Annotated in this window: 12 protein-coding genes; 7 read left to right on the plus strand and 5 right to left on the minus strand. The window is 71.1% G+C overall.

Translation table 11 applies throughout. From position 1 onward, the window contains the following. The first annotated feature begins 30 nt into the window (after window positions 1-30). Window positions 31-4707 carry a coiled-coil domain-containing protein gene (locus ACZ7L6_RS37585; RefSeq protein ID WP_471931968.1) on the plus strand — a complete coding sequence of 1559 codons (4677 nt, stop codon included), beginning with the start codon at window positions 31-33 and terminating at the stop codon, window positions 4705-4707. Between the two features lie 125 nt (window positions 4708-4832). Next, window positions 4833-5237 carry a hypothetical protein gene (locus tag ACZ7L6_RS37590; RefSeq protein WP_471931970.1) on the plus strand — a complete coding sequence of 135 codons (405 nt, stop codon included), beginning with the start codon at window positions 4833-4835 and terminating at the stop codon, window positions 5235-5237. 107 nt (window positions 5238-5344) lie between these two features. Here the strand turns inward: ACZ7L6_RS37590 and ACZ7L6_RS37595 are convergent, their stop codons facing one another. Continuing rightward, window positions 5345-5881 (minus strand): hypothetical protein, encoded by a 537-nt coding sequence (locus tag ACZ7L6_RS37595; RefSeq protein ID WP_471932012.1) that lies wholly within the window; start codon window positions 5879-5881, stop codon window positions 5345-5347. A 421-nt stretch (window positions 5882-6302) separates the two neighbouring features. On the opposite strand from ACZ7L6_RS37595, the gene ACZ7L6_RS37600 reads away from it, so the two are divergent. From ACZ7L6_RS37600 to ACZ7L6_RS37620, 5 genes are read left to right on the plus strand one after another with little or no spacing between them, the layout of a single operon-like run. Next, a complete protein-coding gene (locus ACZ7L6_RS37600; protein ID WP_471931972.1) occupies window positions 6303-9152 on the plus strand; it encodes a nitrate- and nitrite sensing domain-containing protein in 2850 nt (949 codons plus the stop codon). After that, on the plus strand, window positions 9149-9586 hold the full coding sequence (locus ACZ7L6_RS37605; protein WP_471931974.1) for a roadblock/LC7 domain-containing protein: 438 nt from the start codon (window positions 9149-9151) through the stop codon (window positions 9584-9586). The genes ACZ7L6_RS37600 and ACZ7L6_RS37605 overlap by 4 nt, the downstream gene beginning before the upstream one ends. 9 nt (window positions 9587-9595) lie before the next feature. Then, window positions 9596-9991, plus strand: coding sequence for a DUF742 domain-containing protein (locus ACZ7L6_RS37610; RefSeq protein WP_471931976.1), 396 nt, complete (start codon window positions 9596-9598; stop codon window positions 9989-9991). 24 nt (window positions 9992-10015) lie between these two features. Further along, window positions 10016-13678 carry a hydantoinase B/oxoprolinase family protein gene (locus ACZ7L6_RS37615; RefSeq protein ID WP_471931978.1) on the plus strand — a complete coding sequence of 1221 codons (3663 nt, stop codon included), beginning with the start codon at window positions 10016-10018 and terminating at the stop codon, window positions 13676-13678. Continuing rightward, window positions 13659-14264 (plus strand): GTP-binding protein, encoded by a 606-nt coding sequence (locus ACZ7L6_RS37620; RefSeq protein WP_471931980.1) that lies wholly within the window; start codon window positions 13659-13661, stop codon window positions 14262-14264. Before ACZ7L6_RS37615 ends, ACZ7L6_RS37620 begins: the two co-directional genes overlap by 20 nt. A 66-nt stretch (window positions 14265-14330) precedes the next feature. Here the strand turns inward: ACZ7L6_RS37620 and glpK are convergent, their stop codons facing one another. The 4 genes from glpK to ACZ7L6_RS37640 form a co-directional block, all read right to left on the minus strand. Then, the gene (gene glpK / locus ACZ7L6_RS37625) at window positions 14331-15842 is read right to left on the minus strand and encodes a glycerol kinase GlpK (RefSeq protein WP_471931982.1); all 1512 of its coding nucleotides are present in this window, start codon (window positions 15840-15842) and stop codon (window positions 14331-14333) included. Between the two features lie 22 nt (window positions 15843-15864). Next, the gene (locus tag ACZ7L6_RS37630) at window positions 15865-16590 is read right to left on the minus strand and encodes an MIP/aquaporin family protein (RefSeq protein WP_471931984.1); all 726 of its coding nucleotides are present in this window, start codon (window positions 16588-16590) and stop codon (window positions 15865-15867) included. A 482-nt stretch (window positions 16591-17072) separates the two neighbouring features. Next, on the minus strand, window positions 17073-18725 hold the full coding sequence (locus ACZ7L6_RS37635) for an EAL domain-containing protein (RefSeq protein ID WP_471931986.1): 1653 nt from the start codon (window positions 18723-18725) through the stop codon (window positions 17073-17075). Between the two features lie 178 nt (window positions 18726-18903). Beyond that, entirely contained in the window at window positions 18904-20094 is a 1191-nt protein-coding gene (locus ACZ7L6_RS37640; RefSeq protein WP_471931988.1) for a lipid-transfer protein, read from the minus strand. Window positions 20095-20098: the final 4 nt, after the last annotated feature.

Here is a 20098-nt window from a genome sequence, read left to right on the forward strand (position 1 = left end):
TGATCTGCCGAAGACTTACGAGAGTCCGCCATGTACGAGCTGTCCCGGGTCCGCCTCTACTCCATCGGACCGGCCGGTGCGCGCTACGCCGACACCGTGCTTGACCTGCGCGGTGTGGGCGAGCCCGTGCCCGACCCCGCGCCGACGCAGGCGGAGTTCTTCGAGGAGGAGCCCGTCGGTCCGCCGCGCCGGCCGGCGCCCGCCGGGGTGCTCTTCCTGGAGAACGGCGGTGGCAAGTCGGTCCTGCTCAAGCTGATCTTCTCCGTGATGCTGCCGGGCCACCGCAACACGCTCGGCGGTGCGAGCTCCGGTGTACTGCGGAAGTTCCTGCTCGCCGACGATTGCGGGCATGTCGCGCTGGAGTGGCAGCACACACTCACCGGCGAGTGCGTCGTGGTCGGCAAGGTGAGTGAATGGCGCGGACGCCAGGTCTCCAACGATCCCCGGAAGTTCGCCGAGGCCTGGTACTCCTTCCGGCCGGGTCCCGGGCTGTCCCTGGACAACCTGCCCGTCGCCGAGTCCACCGCAGTACGGCCGCCTGTCGAGGGCCAGTCGGGCGCTCAGGGGCGCCGCCGCACCATGAAGGGCTTCCGGGACGCCATCACGGAGGCAGGAAAGGCGTATCCGCATCTGGAGGTGCATTGGGAGGAGATCCACGACCGCTGGATCGAGCACCTCGGCGACCTCGGCCTCGACCCCGAACTCTTCCGCTACCAAAGGGAGATGAACGCCGACGAGGGCGAGGCTGCCGGCCTCTTCGCGGTCAAGAAGGACTCCGACTTCACCGACCTGCTGCTGCGGGCCGTGACGGACACGCGCGACACCGACGGCCTCGCCGACCTGGTCAGCGGCTTCGGCAACAAGCTGGGCCGGCGCGCCGAGCTGATCGCCGAGCGGGACTTCACCGCAGGGTCCGTGGACCTGCTCGGGCGGATCGTCGAGGCCGCCGAGGCACGCTCACGCGCGCGTGACATCCATGCCGGTGCCGAGCGGCGGACCCGGACCCTGGCCCGGCGGCTGTCCGCTCGGGGAGCCCAGGAGCGTGTGCGCGCCGCCGACCTCGCCCAACGGGTCACCGCCGCCGCGTACGCCGTCACGCACGCCGAGGCGGCGCGCGAGCGCAGCGCGCTGATCGCAGCCGAACTCGCCTACAGGCACGCCTCATTGGCACTCGCGGCGGCCGAGAGGTCCGCGGCCGCTCAGAAGCGCGAGCTCGCCGACGCGCGCACCCTGCACTCCGCCTGGCAGGCCGCCGAGGCCGTGCTGCGGCACCGCGCCGCCGCCGACCGCGTCGCACGCGTGGCCGCCGCGATCCAGGAGGCCGAGCGGGACGCGGCCCCCGCGCTGGCCGCCCGCGCCAAGGCCGCCGTCGATCTCGTACGGGCCCTGCACTCGGCCGCCGAGAGCGCCGAGACCCTCGCCAACGAGGAGGAGGAGCGGTCCGCCGCCCTCCAGGAGGTCAGCGAGTCCGCCTACCGCGACTCCACCGCCGCCGCCACCGAGGCGCAGCGCGCCCGCAGTGAGATCGGGCATCTGCGGCAACGGCTGTCCGAGGTCGAGCAGGAGACCGCCGAGGCCGTCCGCGCGGGTTGGCTCGACGACAGCGCGCCCGACGCCGACCCGGCCCGCGCGGCTCTCGCCGCCAGCGACGCCGAGAAGACCGCGGTCGCCGCCTGGGACACCGCCCGCGAAGCCTCCCGTCGCGCCTCGGAGCACGCGCGCGAGGCGGCCTCGGCCGAGTCCCGCGCTGAGCTGACGGCGGCTCGCGCGGCGGACGCCGCCACGGCGGCCGAGCGGTCGTACGAGGCGGAGCGCCGTCTCGCCGAGAGCTTGGCGGCGGAGGAGCGGCTCACGGAACTGCTCGGCCTGTCCGGCGAGTCAGGCACGAAGCGCGGGGCCGTTCCCGCTCCTCGCACGGGCGACGACGGAAAGGGGAGCACGACCGCGCGCGACGGTGCCCAGGCGCCCGCCCCGAGCGCCCTCGTCGAAGGCGCCCTCACACCGGAGGACCTGGACCGGTTCGCCGACGAGCTGCGCGAACTGCTCGACGACGCCGTCTCCGGCGCCGAGCGTCATCTCTTCGAACTGCGTACGGCAGCTGCCGACGACGCCCGGATCCTCGGCGCGCTCGGTGACGGCGGGCTGCTGCCGCCGGGCCCCGACGTGCTGGCCACCGTGGAGTTCCTCGGCGAGCAGGGCATCCCCGCGCTGCCGGGCTGGCGCTACCTCGCCCAGGCCGTGGACCCTGCCGACCACGCGCGCGTGCTGGCCGCACGGCCTGAACTGGTCGACGGCGTGATCATCACCGACCCGGACACACACGCGCGTGCCCGCGAGGTGCTCAGCGAAGCAGCGCTGCTGCCACGGTCGGCTGTGGCGGTGGGTACGGCCGCCGCCCTGCTGGCCCCGACACCGGCACCCGATTCCCAGAGCGGCGACGTCTTCCTCGTACCGCCGAACCCCGCCATGCACGACGAGCACGCCGCCGACGAGGAGCGGCAGGCGCTGCGCGCGCGGGCGACCGAGCGGGACGAGGAGATCCGCACGCTGGCCGCGCGGCTCGGCAAGGACCGGGAGCTGGCGGCACGCCTCGCCTCGTGGCGGACCGGCTGTCCGGCGGGGCGGCTGGTCGAGCTGGCGCAGGCGGCCCGGGAGGCGCGCGCGTTCGCCGAGGAGTCCGAGGCCGAGCTGGCCGAGGCACGGACCGTGCGGGCCGAGGCCGACGAAGCCGCCGCCGAGGCCGCACAGGCCCGCGACGAGCGACAGGAGGCCGCGCAGAAGGCCCGGCGTGCCGCCGACGCCCTGGCCGGGCTGGCCTTCCGGCTGCGTGAGCGGGCCGGCTGGCAGGTCAAGCTGCGCGAACTCGCCGACGAGGCCACCGAGTCCGAGGCCCGCGCCCAGGCCTGCCTGGAGCGCGCCCGCGCGGCCGACGAGGACCGCCGCGCCGCCCAGCGCGCCGCCGACGACGCCCGCCGCACGGCACGTGCCCTGCGCGCCGAGCGCTCGGAGATCGCGGGCGCCCCCGACGACGTTCCGGACACCGAAGCGGATGCCCCCAGGGCGTCCCTGCCCGCACTGCGCGAGGCGTACCGGGCCGCTTCCCAGGTGTACGAGAAGGTCGGCGTCGGCGCCGATCTGCGCGCGGAACAGGCCCGCGCGGAGAGCGACGAGAGCGCGGCGCGCGCCGAGCTGGACCGGCTGAGCAACAAGGTCCGTACCCGGGCCGAGCAGCTCCTGGAGTCGCCCGACGGCTCCGACGGGCCCTCCCGGCAAGCGGCCGCCGCGCGCGCGGAGGAGCTGGTCCAGCTCCTGGAGACCCGTATGTCCAGCGCCAGCGAGCAGCTCGGCCGGCTGCGCGGCGAGGCCGAGCGGCACGCGCCCGAGGACGGCGAGGCGCACACCGAGCTGTCCGAGGAGCTCCAGCCGCGCGACGCCGAACACGCGCAGGCGCTGCTGCGCACGGCGACCGCCGAACTCGCCTCGCGTACCGAGGCGTTGACGCAGACCCGCGAGGCCCACGCGGAACTCCTCGAAGCACACCGCGCCGCCGAGGACGCGGCGGGCGGCTTCGACGAGATCGCCGCGATGCTGCGCGACCTGCTGCGGGAACACGCCACGGACGAAGACCAGGAGGCACCGGAGCCCTACCCCGGCAGCCTGGAGGAGGCCCGGCACTCCGCCGCCGAGGCCCGACGGTCGCTGCGCGGATGTGCAGCCGACCTGTCCGCCGCCGAGGCAGCCGTCCGTGAGGCGAGCGACGTGCTCGTACGGCACGCCAACTCCACGCGTTACGAACAGGTCCGCACCCCCGCCCGCCAGCAGATCCGCGAGCTGCCCGCCTCCGCCCTGCCCGAGCACGCGCAGAAGTGGGCGGACGCCTTCGCGCCGCGACTGCGCGTGCTCACCGACGAGTTGGCGCAACTGGAGCGCAACCGCGACTCGATCGTCGACCGGCTCCGCGGGCTGGTCGAGTCGGCGCTGGCGACCCTTCGGTCCGCCCAGCGGCTCTCCCGGCTGCCCGAGGGGCTCGGCGAGTGGTCCGGACAGGAGTTCCTGCGCATCCGCTTCGAGGAGCCCGACCAGGCCACCCTCACCGAACGGCTGGGCGAGGTCATCGACGAGGCGACACGGGCGGCGGTGAAGAAGAACTCCGACCTGCGGCGGGACGGTATGTCCCTGCTGCTGCGCGGTGTCGCCGCGGCCCTTCAGCCGAAGGGCGTCGCCGTCGAGATCCTCAAGCCGGACGCCGTACTGCGCGCGGAGCGCGTGCCCGTCGGGCAGATGGGCGACGTCTTCTCAGGCGGACAGCTGCTCACGGCGGCCATTGCCCTGTACTGCACGATGGCCGCCCTCCGCTCGAACGACCGGGGCCGGGACAAGCACCGGCACGCCGGCACGCTGTTCCTCGACAACCCGATCGGGCGCGCCAACGCGACCTACCTGCTGGAACTCCAGCGCGCGGTGTCGGACGCCCTGGGTGTCCAACTCCTCTACACCACCGGCCTGTTCGACACGACCGCACTGGCGGAGTTCCCGCTGGTCATCCGACTGCGCAACGACGCCGACCTGAGGGCGGGCCTGAAGTACATCAGCGTGGAGGAACATCTCCGTCCGGGACTGCCGCAGCAGCCTCGCACGGAAGAGGCGGTGCACAGCGAGATCACGGCGACACGGATGTTCAAACGCCCGGCACCTGCAACGCCTTGAGGGCGGCGGCGATGGCATGCGGCACCTCCTGGCGCACCGTCGGACAGCGAAAATTCAGCGATGAACTCCCTTTCCTCTCAGGTAAGTTCAGGCTCGATCAGTTGTCCGAAGAGAGGAACCCCGCCTTGCTCAAGTCCCACCGTCGTCTGACGACCGTCCTCGGCATGGCCGCGGCCTCCGCGTCGGCGCTCGTCCTGGCCGCCGCCCCGGCACAGGCCGACGGCTACGTCTACGAGGCCTCCAACTCCATCATCTCGTCGGAGGTGACCGCGAAGACGTACTTCGCCCAGGATGGAGAGATCCTCACCGCACTCGACATGTTGAAGGACGGCCACGGCACCGCCGCTCAGTGGCGCTACAACTCGAGCTCCGCCACCCACTCGTACTACAACGGCAACGGTTACGCCGTCCCCAAGGACTGGAACCTCTCCTTCGCGGAGGGCACCACCCTGCAGATCCGCGCCTGCCTCCAGGACGGGTCCAGCGGCACCCCGTACAGGTGCGGCGGCTGGGAGTACGCCAAGGCCTGACCGTCACAGGTCGGCGAACGGGGCGGGCCCTCGGGCCCGCCGCATTCGTCTGGAGCAAGTCCCGGAGTGAGTGAGCTGCCGCCCGGTCCTCGAGGACCTCGACTCTCTCAAGGGTGCGACAACTGCCCCGTCCCGCCCCGCCGGCGTATGCGCTCCTGAGCCCGCTCCACGGCCCGTGCCTGCCGTCGTACCCTGCGCCGCTCGTGCCGCAGGGACCGGGCGGTGCTGCTCGGTGCCGACACCACGCCGTTGCGCTGGTTCCACACCTGGCGTGTCACCCAGACGTCGAGCGAGGCCCACGTCGCGACCACTGTGCTCGCCACGCTGCTGAGGACCATCGGGAACGCCAGCCAGGAACCGGCCAGCGTGCACAGGAACGCCACCATCGCCTGGACCAGAGTCACGGCGACGATCAGCACTGCCCGTACCGCCGCCGTGCGCACCGGATCGGGCATCCGGCGCCGCCGCGCGGGCTCCTCTGTCCACAACGGCTGGTAGCGCGGCGGCTCCTGAGCCGTGGCGCGCTCCACGGTCCCCTCCCCGTGCGCCGGAATGTCGCGATCCAGTGCGTCGGGGTCCCGCCGCGCCGTCTGGTGCGCCGCCTCGCCGTCCTCAGGCGCCACGTACCGCTCCGCCGTGCCCATCACCGTGTCACTCCCCACCGTCAGCAGACCGCTCTCCCGCATCCGAAGACTCAGCTCCCCAGCGGTTGCCCGGCTTGCGCTGCTTTACGCCACCCAGAGGCGGGATGCGGCTCCTGTGGCCCAATCCGCCCCCATTTCCTGTAGAGAAGGACGATCGACGTGTCCTGAAGATTCCCAAGGAAGGTAGATTTCCGGCCAACTGGCCAGGCATATGAGCCGGATCCGTCCTCCGGGGCGTCGAGGGATCGCGGGAGGCAATCTCCCGCAATGGGGGGACAACTCCCCATGTCTCGCCGCGGGTACGGAAGTTCAGATTCCGGATGGCTCTTCGAGTTACCTGTGCGTCGGTAGTAGGCTCGCGCCAATTGTTGACGCACATGTGTGCCCCCTGACCGGGTGGGGGTTTGAGCTGGGGGAGGCCATGCACTTTCGCGGGAAGTCGATCCGCCGGAAGATGGTGGCGCTGCTTCTCGTGCCGCTGGTGTCCCTGACCGCGATCTGGGGCTTCGCCACGGTACTCACGGGGCGAGGTGTGGCCCAGCTGTTCACGGTGTCGTCCCTCGTCGAGAAGATCGGCTATTCCACCGAGGACGCAGTCCGCGTCCTGCAGCAGGAACGCCGCCAGGCGCTGGTCTATCTCTCCGACCGCCGGGCGTCGGACGCGTTGTCCGCGCTGCGGGTCACCCGTAAGGCCACCGACGCCGCCGTCGCCGAGATCCGCAAGAACGCCAAGGACCCCGACGTCCGCGACGGGTTGGACCAGGGCGACAGCGAGCGCCTCACCGCCGTACTGGACGCCTTCGACGGGATCGACCTCCTGCGTCGCAGCGTCGAGGACGGAACGGTGACGCGTGCCGGGGCCCTCAACCAGTACAACCTTCTCGTGGACCCCTGCTACGCCCTACTGGCCTCCCTCGACGGCGTCGACAACGTGGCGATGGACAAGCAGGCCCGCGCCCTCCTCAACGTCACCCGCGCCCGGGAACTCCTCTCCCGCGAGGACGCGTTGCTCAGTTCCGCCCTCGTGGTCGGCAAGCTCTCCCGGTACGAGATACGCGACGTCTCCGATCTCATTGCCCAGCGCACGCTCTTGTACGAGATCAGCCTGACGGACCTGCCCTCGTCCGAGCGTGAACGCTACGAGCGCTTCTGGAAGAACGCGTCCTCCGCTCCGCTGCGCGACGCCGAACAGGCCGTCATCGCCTCCCAGCCCGGCAAGCCCAGTACGGTCGACGCCAAGCGCTGGGACACCGCCGCCGGCAGCGTCCTCGACGAGCTCAGCAAACTCAACGACGAGGCGGGCGCGCGCTATCAGGAGCGCGTCAGCCCTGTCGCGATGAGCGTCATCATGAAGGCGGCGATCGCCGGTGTCCTCGGTCTGCTCGCCCTGCTCTTCTCGCTCATCCTGTCCGTGCGCATGGGCCGCGGCCTCGTCCGCGACCTGCGACAGCTGCGCCTGGAGGCCCACGAGGCGTCCGGCGTACGGCTGCCCAGCGTGATGCGCCGTCTCTCCGCCGGTGAACAGGTCGACGTGGAGACCGAGGTCCCCCGCCTGGAGTACGACAAGAACGAGATCGGCGAGGTCGGACAGGCCCTCAACACCCTGCAGCGCGCCGCCGTCGAAGCCGCCGTCAAGCAGGCCGAACTGCGCGCCGGTGTGTCCGAGGTCTTCGTCAACCTCGCCCGCCGCAGCCAGGTCCTCCTCCACAAGCAGCTCACCCTCCTCGACACCATGGAACGCCGGACCGAGGACACCGACGAACTCGCCGACCTGTTCCGCCTCGACCACCTCACCACCCGCATGCGGCGGCACGCCGAGGGCCTGGTGATCCTCTCCGGCGCCGCCCCCTCCCGGCAGTGGCGCAAGCCCGTCCAGCTCATGGACGTCGTGCGCGCCGCCGTCGCCGAGGTCGAGGACTACGAGCGCATCGAGGTCCGTCGCCTGCCCCGGGTGGCCGTCACCGGACCGGCCGTCGCGGACATCACCCACCTCGTGGCCGAACTCCTGGAGAACGCCACGGTGTTCTCCCCGCCGCACACCGCCGTCCAGGTCCTGGGCGAACGGGTCGCCAACGGCTTCACCCTCGAAATCCACGACCGCGGCCTCGGCATGGCGGCCGACGCCTTGCTGGACGCCAACCTCCGACTCGCCGAGACGCCCGAGTTCGAACTGTCCGACACCGACCGGCTCGGTCTGTTCGTGGTCAGCCGGCTCGCCCAGCGGCAGAACGTCCGCGTCTCGCTGCAACCGTCGCCGTACGGCGGCACCACCGCCGTCGTCTTCATCCCCGACACGCTGCTCACCGACGACGTGCCGGACACCAACGGCATCGGGTTCCGTCTCGACCGGCCCACGCCTTCGAAGGAGGCCGAGCTGGAGGAGGCACGCCGCGCCGCCCTGGCCCAGGTGCCGGCCCGCGTGCCCGGCCTCCCCGCGTCGCTCCTGGACGGCCCGGTCGAGCTGGAGGCCCCCGTCGATCTCGACGCCCTCAGCGACTTCCCGGACGCCCTCGACGACGAGGACGGCGAACGCGGCGGCCTCTTCCGCCCGCGTCGCAGCCTCGCCGAAGTGGAGAACGAGGCGAAAGGCCCGCTCGGCGCCCACCCGGTCTCCGGCATCCATGGCGGACCGGACCAGGCCGACCCCGACGACGACATGAGCGCCCCCGTCCCGCTGCCCCGTCGTAGGACGCCCAAGCTGGTCAGCTCGCACGGACGCCCGGTCACCGAGCAGCGTTCCCGGCGAGAGGAGGCGGACACGGCGCCTCCCGCCGGCCCGACCCGCCCGGAGCCGAACGGCCTCGCCCCGCTGCCGACCCGTCGGCGCGGCAGCGGATCCCACGGCGACCTGCCCGGCGTCCCGAGCCGGACAGGTGACCGCACCGGCCCCCCGCCCTCCGCCGGACACGACCGCGCTGAACGGCCGGAGCCCGCAGCCCTCCCGAGGCGCACCCGACGGCCCGCGATCGCGTCGAGCGGCCCCGACGACTCCTTCCCGAGCACGGCCGCCGCACAGCGGGACACCGGCTCCGGCACGGCGCCGCTGCCCCGGCGCGTACGGCAGGCCAATCTGGCTCCGCAGCTCAAGCAGGGCCCCGCTCGGCGCACCGAGGAGGGGACGGAGCTCGCCGAGCGGGACGCGGACGAGGTACGCAGCCGCATGGCCTCGCTCCAGCGCGGCTGGCAGCGCGGTCGCAAGGAGAACGCCGCGGGCGATGACGCCCACAGCGGCACAGCACCACGAGGAACGACTAAGGGGGACGGTCGATGACCGCACCGAAGGCGACCGGCCACACCGCGACCAACCAGTCCGGCGAGCTCAACTGGCTCCTCGATGACCTGGTGGACCGCGTCGCCAGCATCCGCAAGGCCCTCGTCCTCTCCGGCGACGGCCTGCCGACGGGGGTGTCCAAGGACCTGACCCGCGAGGACAGCGAGCACCTGGCTGCCGTCGCGTCCGGCTTCCACAGCCTCGCCAAGGGTGTGGGCCGCCATTTCGAGGCGGGCAACGTCCGGCAGACCGTCGTCGAGCTCGACGACGCCTTCCTGTTCGTGACGGCCGCCGGCGACGGCAGCTGCCTCGCGGTGCTCTCGGCCGCCGACTCGGACGTCGGCCAGGTCGCGTACGAGATGACGCTCCTCGTCAAGCGGGTCGGCGTGCATCTGGGCACCGCTCCGCGCACCGATCTGCCCTCGGGCGGGTAGTGGGATGGCATGAGCGCTGAGGGTCAGGGAAGAAGCCACTGGTTCGACGACGAGGCCGGACCGGTCGTCCGCCCGTACGCCATGACGCGCGGCCGCACCACCAGTGCGGCCCAGCACCGCCTCGACCTGATCGCGGTGGTCGTCGCCGAGCCGCACGCGGACGATCCGGAGGCGGACTCGATGCTGTCCCCGGAACACGTGGACATCGTCGATCTGTGCCGGGACACCCCGCAGTCCGTCGCCGAACTCTCCGCCGAACTCGACCTGCCCATCGGAGTCGTCCGAGTCCTCATCGGGGATCTCGTGGACGGGGAATTCGTCCATGTGAACCGGCCCGTACCGCCTGCCGAGCTGGTGGACGAGAGTATTCTGCGCGACGTGATCAACGGCCTGCGGGCGCTGTGAGCGGCGCGGAAGCGGGGTAGTGACGTGACAGGCTGGCAGTTCTGGGTCGACCGAGGCGGCACGTTCACGGACATCGTCGCGCGACGCCCGGACGGCCGGCTGCTGACGCACAAGCTTCTGTCGGAGAATCCGGCGCGATACTCCGACGCGGCCGTCGCGGGCGTACGCGAGCTCCTGGGCGGCTCCCAGGACCCCGTCGAGGCCGTCCGCATGGGGACGACCGTCGCCACGAACGCCCTCCTCGAGCGCAAGGGCGAGCGGACCCTGCTGGTCATCACCCGCGGCTTCCGCGACGCCCTGCGCATCGCCTACCAGAACCGGCCCCGCATCTTCGCCCGCCGTATCGAACTCCCCGAGCTGCTGTACGAACGTGTCGTCGAGGTCGACGAACGCATCGCCGCCGACGGCACCGTCCTGCACGAGCCCGCCCTGGACGGGCTCGTCGGCCCGCTCCAGGAGGCGTACGACGACGGCATCCGCGCCGTCGCCGTGGTCTGCATGCACAGCCACCTCCACCCCGCCCACGAACAGGCCGTCGGAAGACTCGCCGCCCGTGTCGGCTTCCCGCAGATCTCGCTGTCCAGCGAGGTCAGCCCCCTGATGAAACTCGTCCCGCGCGGGGACACCGCCGTCGTCGACGCCTACCTCTCGCCCGTGCTGCGCCGCTACGTCCGGCACGTCGCCGACGAGCTCGAAGGCGTACGGCTGATGTTCATGCAGTCCAACGGCGGACTCGCCGAAGCCGGGCAGTTCCGCGGCAAGGACGCCATCCTCTCCGGACCCGCAGGTGGCATCGTCGGCCTGGCCCGTATGTCGCAGCTCGCCGGCTTCGACCGTGTCATCGGCTTCGACATGGGCGGCACCTCCACCGACGTCTCGCACTTCGCGGGCGAGTACGAACGCGTCTTCACCACGCAGATCGCCGGCGTCCGGCTGCGCGCCCCCATGCTGGACATCCACACTGTCGCGGCCGGCGGCGGCTCCATCCTGCACTTCGACGGGTCCCGCTACCGCGTAGGGCCGGACTCGGCGGGCGCGGACCCGGGGCCGGCCTGCTACCGAGGCGGCGGCCCGCTCGCCGTCACCGACGCCAACGTCATCCTCGGCCGCATCCAACCCGCCCACTTTCCCAAGGTGTTCGGCCCCGACGGCGACCAGCCCCTCGACGACGCCCTCGTCCGTGACCGCTTCGCCGCACTCGCGCGCGAGATCCGCGAGCAGACCGGCGACGACCGCACTCCCGAGCAAGTCGCCGAGGGCTACCTCCAGATCGCGGTCGCCAACATCGCCAACGCCGTGAAGCGGATCTCCGTCCAGAAGGGCCACGACGTCACCCGCTACGCCCTCACCACCTTCGGCGGTGCGGGCGGCCAGCACGCGTGCATGGTCGCCGACTCGCTCGGCATCCGCACCGTCCTCGTGCCGCCCATGGCCGGTGTCCTCTCCGCACTCGGCATCGGTCTCGCCGACACCACCGCCATGCGTGAACAGTCCGTCGAGGCACCCCTGCAGGCCGCCTCGATGCCCGGCGTGCTCAAGACGGCGGACGACCTGGAAGCCGCCGCCCGGACCGAACTCCTCGACGAGGACGTCCCCGAGGACCGCATCGAGGTCACCCGCCGCGCCCAACTCCGCTACGACGGCACCGACACCACCCTCACCGTCGAGCTCACCGAGCCCGACACGATGAGGCGCGCCTTCGAAGAACGTCATCGTGCCACGTACTCCTTCACCCTCGACCGCCCGATCGTCGTCGAAGCCCTCTCCGTCGAAGCCACCGGCATCACCGAACCCCCCGATCTCTCCGCTCTCGCCCTCCACCAAGCCACCTCTGAAGCCGCCCCTGAAGGCGGCCCCGCCGCCCCGGAGACCGTCCGCCTCCACACGGGCGGCACCTGGCGCGACGTACCCCTCCACCGCCGCGAGGACCTGCCTCCCGGCGAAACCGTCACCGGCCCGGCGATCATCACCGAGGCCAGTGCGACGACCGTCGTCGACGACGGCTGGGAAGCGGCGACGACGCACGACGGGCATCTGCTCATGGAACGCGTGGCGATTACGCAGAGTTCCGATCTCGACACGAAAGCCGACCCGGTCCTTCTCGAGGTCTTCAACAACCTCTTCATGTCCATCGCCGAACAAATGGGCGCCCGGCTGGAATCCACGGCCCAGTCCGTCAACATCAAGGAGCGCCTGGACTTCTCCTGCGCGCTCTTCGACCCGGACGGAAACCTGGTGGCCAACGCCCCCCACATCCCCGTCCACCTGGGCTCGATGGGCACGAGCGTCAAAGAGGTCATCCGGCGTCGCAGCTCTGGGATGCGCCCCGGCGACACCTACGCCGTCAACGACCCGTACCACGGTGGCACCCACCTGCCCGACGTCACCGTGATCACCCCGGTCTTCGACACGGGAGCCACGGCGAACACGGAGGGTGATCCAGAGATCCTCTTCTACGTCGCCTCACGCGGCCACCACGCCGAGATCGGCGGCATCGCGCCCGGCTCCATGCCCGCCGACAGCCGCACCATCGAAGAAGAGGGAATCCTCTTCGACAACTGGCTGCTCGCCGAGAACGGCCGCTTCCGCGAGGAGGAGACCCTCCGCCTGCTCACCGAGGCGCCCTACCCCTCCCGCAATCCGAAGACCAACCTCGCCGATCTGCGCGCCCAGATCGCCGCCAACCAGAAGGGCGTCGACGAAGTCGCCCGCATGATCGAGAACTTCGGCCTGGATGTCGTCCAGGCCTACATGAAGCACGTCCAGGACAACGCCGAGGAAGCGGTGCGTCGCGTCATCGACGCCCTGGACGACGGCGAGTACGCCTATGAGACGGACTCCGGCGCTGTCATCCGGGTACGCGTGCGCGTGGACCGCGAAAACCGCTGCGCCACCGTCGACTTCACCGGCACGTCCCCGCAGCTGCCCACGAACTTCAACGCCCCCTTCTCGGTCGTCAACGCCGCCGTCCTCTACGTCTTCCGCACCCTTGTCGCCGACGACATCCCGCTCAACGACGGCTGCTTGCGGCCCCTGCAGATCATCGTGCCGCCAGGTTCCATGCTGGCACCCGAACCCCCGGCAGCGGTCGTCGCGGGCAACGTGGAGACCTCACAGGCGATCACCGGCGCTCTCTACGCCGCACTGGGGGTCCAGGCCGAGGGCTCCGGGACCATGAACAACGTCACCTTCGGCAATGAACGCCACCAGTACTACGAGACCGTCGCCTCCGGATCCGGGGCGGGCGACGGATTCCCCGGTGCGCCCGTCGTCCAGACCCACATGACCAACTCGCGGCTCACCGATCCCGAAGTGCTGGAGTGGCGACTGCCCGTACAGCTGGACGAGTTCGCCGTACGGCGCGGCAGCGGCGGCGCCGGGCGGTGGCGCGGGGGGGACGGCGCCGTGCGCCGCATCCGGTTCCACGAGCCCATGACCGTGTCCACGCTGTCACAGCACCGCAGGGTCCCGCCGTACGGCATGGCGGGCGGTGAACCGGGCGCGCTGGGAGCCAACCGCGTCGAACGCGCCGACGGCACGGTCACCGCACTGGCCGGAAGCGACTCGGCGGACGTCGGCCCCGGCGACGTACTCGTCATCGAAACCCCCGGCGGCGGAGGCTACGGCCCACCGTCGCGCGACCCCCATCAAGCAGGAGAAGAGATCGATGATCTTCGGGCGTTCTGAGCGCGGGAAGCCTCCGGTCGAGCCCGTCACGCTCAAGATCCTGGTGGCCGGCGGCTTCGGCGTGGGCAAGACCACCCTCGTCGGCGCGGTCAGCGAGATCAGGCCGCTGCGCACCGAGGAACTGCTCACCGAAGCCGGGCGCCCGGTCGACGACACGAGCGGTGTCGAGGGCAAGCGCACCACCACCGTGGCCATGGACTTCGGCCGCATCACCCTGCGCGAGGACCTGGTGCTGTACCTCTTCGGCACGCCCGGCCAGGAGCGGTTCTGGTTCATGTGGGACGAGCTCTCCGAGGGCGCGCTCGGGGCCGTGGTCCTCGCCGACACCCGCCGCCTCGAGGACTGCTTCGCGGCCGTCGACTACTTCGAGCGGCGCTCCATACCCTTCCTCGTCGGCGTCAACTGCTTCGAGGGAGCCGCCCGTTATCCGGCGGACGACGTCCGGCAGGCCCTCGACCTCGACGACGACGTACCGCTGCTGCTGTGCGACGCCCGCGACCGTGAGTCCGTCAAGGAGGTGCTGATCGGCGTCGTCCAGCACGCGATGGCCTATCAGGCGGACCGCCGCCAGACCGTGACCACCTGACGCCCACCGCCGCACGGCCCGTACCCCCGCCGACCGGGGTACGGGCCGTGGCTCATGGAGGGACGGTCAGTTGTCGCCGTCCTCTTCCCAGCCGAAGCTCTTCTCCACCGCCTTGCGCCACTTGTGGTACTCGCGGTCACGTACCTCCGCCGTCATGGAGGGCGTCCACTCGGCGTCCTTCGCCCAGTGCGCCTTGAGTTCATCCAGGTCGTTCCAGACGCCGGTGGCCAGCCCCGCCGCGTACGCGGCCCCCAGACAGGTCGTCTCGGACACCTTGGGCCGGATCACCGGCACGTCGAGCACGTCCGCCTGGTGCTGCATGAGCAGGTTGTTCTTCGTCATGCCGCCGTCGACCTTCAGGGTCGTGATCTCCACCCCGGAGTCCTGGTACATGGCGTCCACGACCTCGCGCGTCTGCCAGCTCGTCGCCTCCAGCACCGCGCGCGCGAGATGCGCTTTGGTGACGTACCGCGTCAGACCGGTGACGACACCGCGCGCGTCGGAGCGCCAGTACGGCGCGAACAGACCGGAGAAGGCGGGCACGATGTACGCGCCGCCGTTGTCCTCGACGCTCGCCGCCAGGGGCTCGATCTCGTCGGCGGTGCGGATGATGCCGAGCTGGTCGCGGAACCATTGGACCAGCGCGCCCGTTATCGCTATCGCCCCCTCCAGGCAGTACACCGGCGCCTCACTGCCGATCTTGTAGCCCATCGTCGTCAGCAGCCCGCTCTTCGACTGCACGGGCCGGTTGCCGGTGTTGAGCAGCAGGAAGCTGCCCGTGCCGTAGGTGTTCTTCGCCGTGCCCACGTCGTAGCAGGCCTGTCCGAACACGGCCGCCTGCTGGTCGCCCAGTGCGGAAGCGACGGGCACCCCGGACAGCTGGCCCACGGCGGTCCCGTACACCTCAGAGGAGGACTTGATCTCCGGGAGGATCGCCTCGGGCACGTTCATGGCGGAAAGGATCGACGGGTCCCACTGGAGGGTCCCCAGATTCATCAGCATGGTGCGTCCGGCGTTCGTCACGTCAGTGACGTGGTGCCCGCCGTCCGTGCCGCCGGTGAGGTTCCAGTTCAGCCAGGAGTCGATGGTGCCGAAGGCGATCTCGCCGCGTTCGGCGCGCGTCCTGAGACCGGGCACGTTGTCCAGCAACCAGGCGGCCTTGGGGCCAGAGAAGTAGCTGGCCAGCGGCAGTCCGGTCTGCTCACGGAAACGATCCTGCCCGTCCGACCCACCGAGTTGGTTGCACAGCGCCGCGGTACGCGTGTCCTGCCACACGATCGCGTTGTGCACCGGTTTGCCCGTCGCGCGGTCCCACAGGACCGTGGTCTCGCGCTGGTTGGTGATGCCGAGGGCACTGAGCTGGTCGGCTCGCAGCCCGGCCTTGGCGATCGCGCCGGCCACCACCGCCTGCACCTTGGACCAGATCTCGGTGGCGTCGTGCTCCACCCAGCCGGGTTTGGGGAAGATCTGGCGGTGCTCACGCTGGTCGACGGCCACGATGGCGCCGTCCTGGTTGAAGATGATGCAGCGGCTGGAGGTGGTGCCTTGGTCGATAGCGGCGACGAACTTGTCCGTCATGACGTCCCCTTCGTCGGTTCCTTCAGAAGGCTGCGTTGAAGATGAGCCCGGACAGCGCCCCGCCGATCAGCGGTCCCACCACCGGGATCCACGCGTAACCCCAGTCCGAGGTGCCCTTGTTGGGGATCGGGAGCAAGGCGTGGGTGATGCGCGGGCCCAGGTCGCGGGCCGGGTTGATGGCGTATCCCGTGGGACCGCCGAGCGACAGACCGATGCCGACCACCAGGAACGAGACGATCAGAATCGCGGTGCCGGACTCGCCCAGCCCCTCGGTCAGACCGAACGCCAGGATCGGCAGTACCAGCGCGACGGTCGCGATGATCTCGGTGATGAGGTTCGCCACGGTATTGCGGATCGCGGGCGCCGTGGAGAAGATCCCGAGGGTCGGCTGAGCGATGTCGTCGTCGGCGTTGGCTTGGAACTGGGCGAAATAGACCAGCCAGCACAGGATCGCGCCGAGGATCGCGCCGACCATCTGCCCGGCGACGTAGACCGGGACCTGGTCCCAGTCCCCGGTGTCGATGGCGATCCCGAGCGTCACGGCCGGGTTGAGGTGCCCGCCGGACAGCGGTGCGGCGGTGTAGGCGCCGGCCATCACGCCGAAGCCCCAGCCGAACGCGATGACGACCCAGCCCGCGTCCTTCGCCTTCGAGAAGTTCAGTACGACGGCGGCGACCACTCCGGCCCCGAAGAGGATCAGAATCGCGGTACCGATGACCTCACCGAGAAATACGTCTCCGTTGCTCATGGCGGCTCCTAGGCCCTGGCCGGGACGATCGGCCCCGGTTCTCCGTGCGGGGTGCGTTTCCCATGGCGACTTCAGCCGAGGGCAGGGAGAGTCCCGCGCCCCGCCCGGCGTCCGTGACGAGCGTGCCGTCGCAGCCGACTCGCCCGTGGGGGGAAGACGCCTTGGTGCAGGCGGAACCGCGCGGCGCAGTGCGTGGATACGCCGAGAATGTACGGCGATGTCGACCGACACCGGGAAGTGTTCACCGGTGTCCAGGGGGCGTCAAGGTCGCCGACGCCAATGGTTGGGGGCGCACCGACGGGTCACGAACCGTTGCCGACGCGGCTCGTGGCACGCCCGTTCGGTTAGGGACGGACACCGAGGCCCTGCTGAGGCCGGCAGGGAGGCCGGCTCCTGCTGAACCCGGCAGGGGTCGAAGGCCATGGCTGCACTGGGGCCGTACGGACACCTTTCGGCGCCGCCGACCCGGTAGGAAAAGAGTCTCACCCCTTACCGCGGTCCGCCACCGCCCACTCGGCCCGGGCCGGCTCCGCCGCCACACCGCGAAGGATCTCGTGCCCGGACAGTCCCGCGCGGCCCAGAACCCAGCTCGCCCCGCTGAGCGACTTCGCGGCCTTCTTCAGGGGAGCCAGACAGGCGGCCGCCTGCCGGTGGTCCGTCACGCTACCTGGCTCGCACAGCACCGTGGCCAGGGACAGCGTCACGGGACGCCCGCCCGCCGACCAGGGTGCGTCCAGTACGGAGGCGGCCAGCGGGCTCAGCCCTTCCGGGTCCGCGAGCACCAGGAAGTCGTCCCCGCCGATGTGGCCCACTCGGGTGGTGCCGGACGCCGCGTGCTGCAGCGCCCGTCCGACCGACCGGATCAGCTCGTCGCCCGCCGCGAAGCCGGCACCGTCGTTGACCTGCTTGAAGTGGTCCACGTCCAGCCAGCTCAGCGCGAACGTCCGCCCGTCCGCGATCCGGCGGTCCACCTCATCGGTGATCACGTCGGAACCGGGCAGCCGGGTCAGCGGATTGAGCCCTGCGGCCTCTTCGACCCGGCTCTCGGCGAGAGCGCGTATGAGATCGGCGAGCCGTACGACGCCCACACACCGGCCGTACCGGTCGACCACGGCCACATCGTCCGACGTGCGGTCGCGGGCGCCGACAGCGACCACGTCCAGTACCTCCCACGCGGTGGCGTCGACGCCCACCGTGCGCGGGGGATCTCCGAGCTTGGCCGCGGGCCGGTCGGCGTACAGGGCATGGCCGTAGCGGCCCGACATCGACAGCAGGAAGCGGGAGCGGTGCACCGACCGCACCGGGACGCCGTTCGGGTCCACCAGCAGCACCCCGGACACGTCCGGCGACCCGGTGAGCAGCGCCCGCACCTGGCCTGCGGACGCGGTGGCCGGCAACAGTGCGGCCGGCCGCACGAACTCCAGCACCGACGGCCCCGAGCGTGGCGGCACCGCCACACCGGGGGAGCGCGGCGGAACGTATACCTCCGCGGCGGGCAGCCGAGCCGGTGGAGCGAACAACTCCCCCTGAGCCAGCTGCGCACCGGCCGACTGCGCGGATGCGCACTGCAGCTCCGTCTCCACGCCCTCGATGCACAGCAGGGCCGCCAACTCGTCGCACAGCGTTCGCATCGCTCGCACCGCAGCCGGGCGCGCCAGCATGGACGCGTCGAGTTTCAGCAGGTCAGGCGCCATGTCGGTGAGCAACCGCAGCGGCACGTCCCCGTCTCCGACGCCGTCCGCGCTGATCCGGAAGCCCTGCTCCCGCAGCGAGCCGATCGCCTCCAGCAACGCATGCTGAGGCACATGCGTGTACGGCGGGCCGACGTCGACCGTCACCTCCCACGGCAGCCGCCCCGCCGCTCGCACGGCGTCGTGCAGCGGTGTGAGCCCGCCGAGGTCGGCGAGGGTCCCGGCGAACACGTTGACGTACAGAGGCAGCAACGTCTCCTTGCGTGCCGCCGCCCGGAACGCCAACACGGCGAGCCGTCCGTCGAGTTCGGGATCGCGGCGGGCCTCGGCCAGGACGTCGCCGGTCTCCGGGCGGGCGAGTATCTCCAGCCCCGCCACTCCGCCGGTTGTCAGATTGACCACCGGTTGGAAAGCGAAGCGGAGAGTATCCGTCCAGGAGTCCACGGGAGCATGATGGCGACCGCCGGAGCACGCCCGAGCCCAGTTCATGAGACGTTCACGCAGGATTCCAGGCTGGTCACACAGCGTAGGTGGACGCCTGGCCGTGCTCGGCCACCGTTGTCCGTACGACAGTGATGTCACGTTCGCCGAACCACACGCGCGGGCCCGTCGCGCCGCCGCCTCACCGCACCGCGATCACCGCCGATCCGTGCCCGAACAGCCCTTGGTTCGCCGCGATCCCCGCGCGAGCCCCAGCAACCTGCCGGTCGCCCGCAGCGCCCCTCAACTGCCATGTCAGCTCGCAGACTTGGGCGATCGCCTGGGCAGGCACCGCCTCCCCGAAGGAGGCCAGCCCGCCGCTCACGTTCACGGGTATACGTCCGCCCAGCGTCGTCACGCCCTCCCGCAGTAACTTCGCGGCCTCGCCCTCGCCGCACAGCCCCAGATCCTCGTACCACTGCAGCTCAAGAGCGGTGGACAGGTCGTAGACCTCTGCCAGGGAGAGTTCCTCCGGACCGATGCCCGCTTCCTCGTAGGCGGCCCGTGCGATGGACTCCCGGAACGTCTCGGCCGCCGGCTGCACCGCCACCGCGGAGTCCGTCGCGATGTCGGGCAGATCCAGGACGGTGTTGGGGTAACGGGGCGTCACAGTGGAGACCGCCCGGATCCGTACAGGATGCCTGGCGCCGTGCCGATGTGCGAACTCCATGCCGGCCAGCACGAGCGCCGCTCCTCCGTCCGAGGTCGCGCAGATGTCGAGCAGCCGCAGGGGATCGGCCACGACGGCGGACGCGGCGACCTCCTCGGCGGTGACCCGCTTTCGGTAGCGCGCGTAGGGATTCAGTGCGCCGACCGCGGCGTTCTTCACCTTGACCTGAGCGAAGTCCTCCGGGCTGTCCCCGTGCACGGCCATCCGGCGGCGCGCGTACAGCCCGAAGTACGCCGGGTTGGTCGCACCCAGGACGCGGAAACGCAGCCAGTCCGGGTCGTCCGGCCGGTCGCCGCCCGCAGGGCGGAAGAACCCCTTGGGAGCCGCATCCGCACCCACCACCAGCACCGCATCCGCCAGTCCCGAAAGTATCTGAGCCCGCGCGGTGTTGACGGCCTGCGCCCCTGACGCACATGCCGCGTACACGCTCGTGACCCGGGCGCCCTGCCAGCCGAGCGCCTTCGCGAACGTAGCCCCGGCGACATATCCCGGGTAGCCGCCCCGTACGGTGTCCGCGCCGACGATCGACCCGATGTCCCGCCACTCCAGGCCCGCATCGGCGAGTGCCGCGCGGGCCGCGACCGCCCCGTACTCGACAAAGCCGCGCCCCCACTTGCCCCAGGGATGCATGCCCACGCCGAGCACCGCAACCTCTTCCGTCATGCCG

This window comes from Streptomyces sp. NPDC107522, assembly GCF_055657525.1.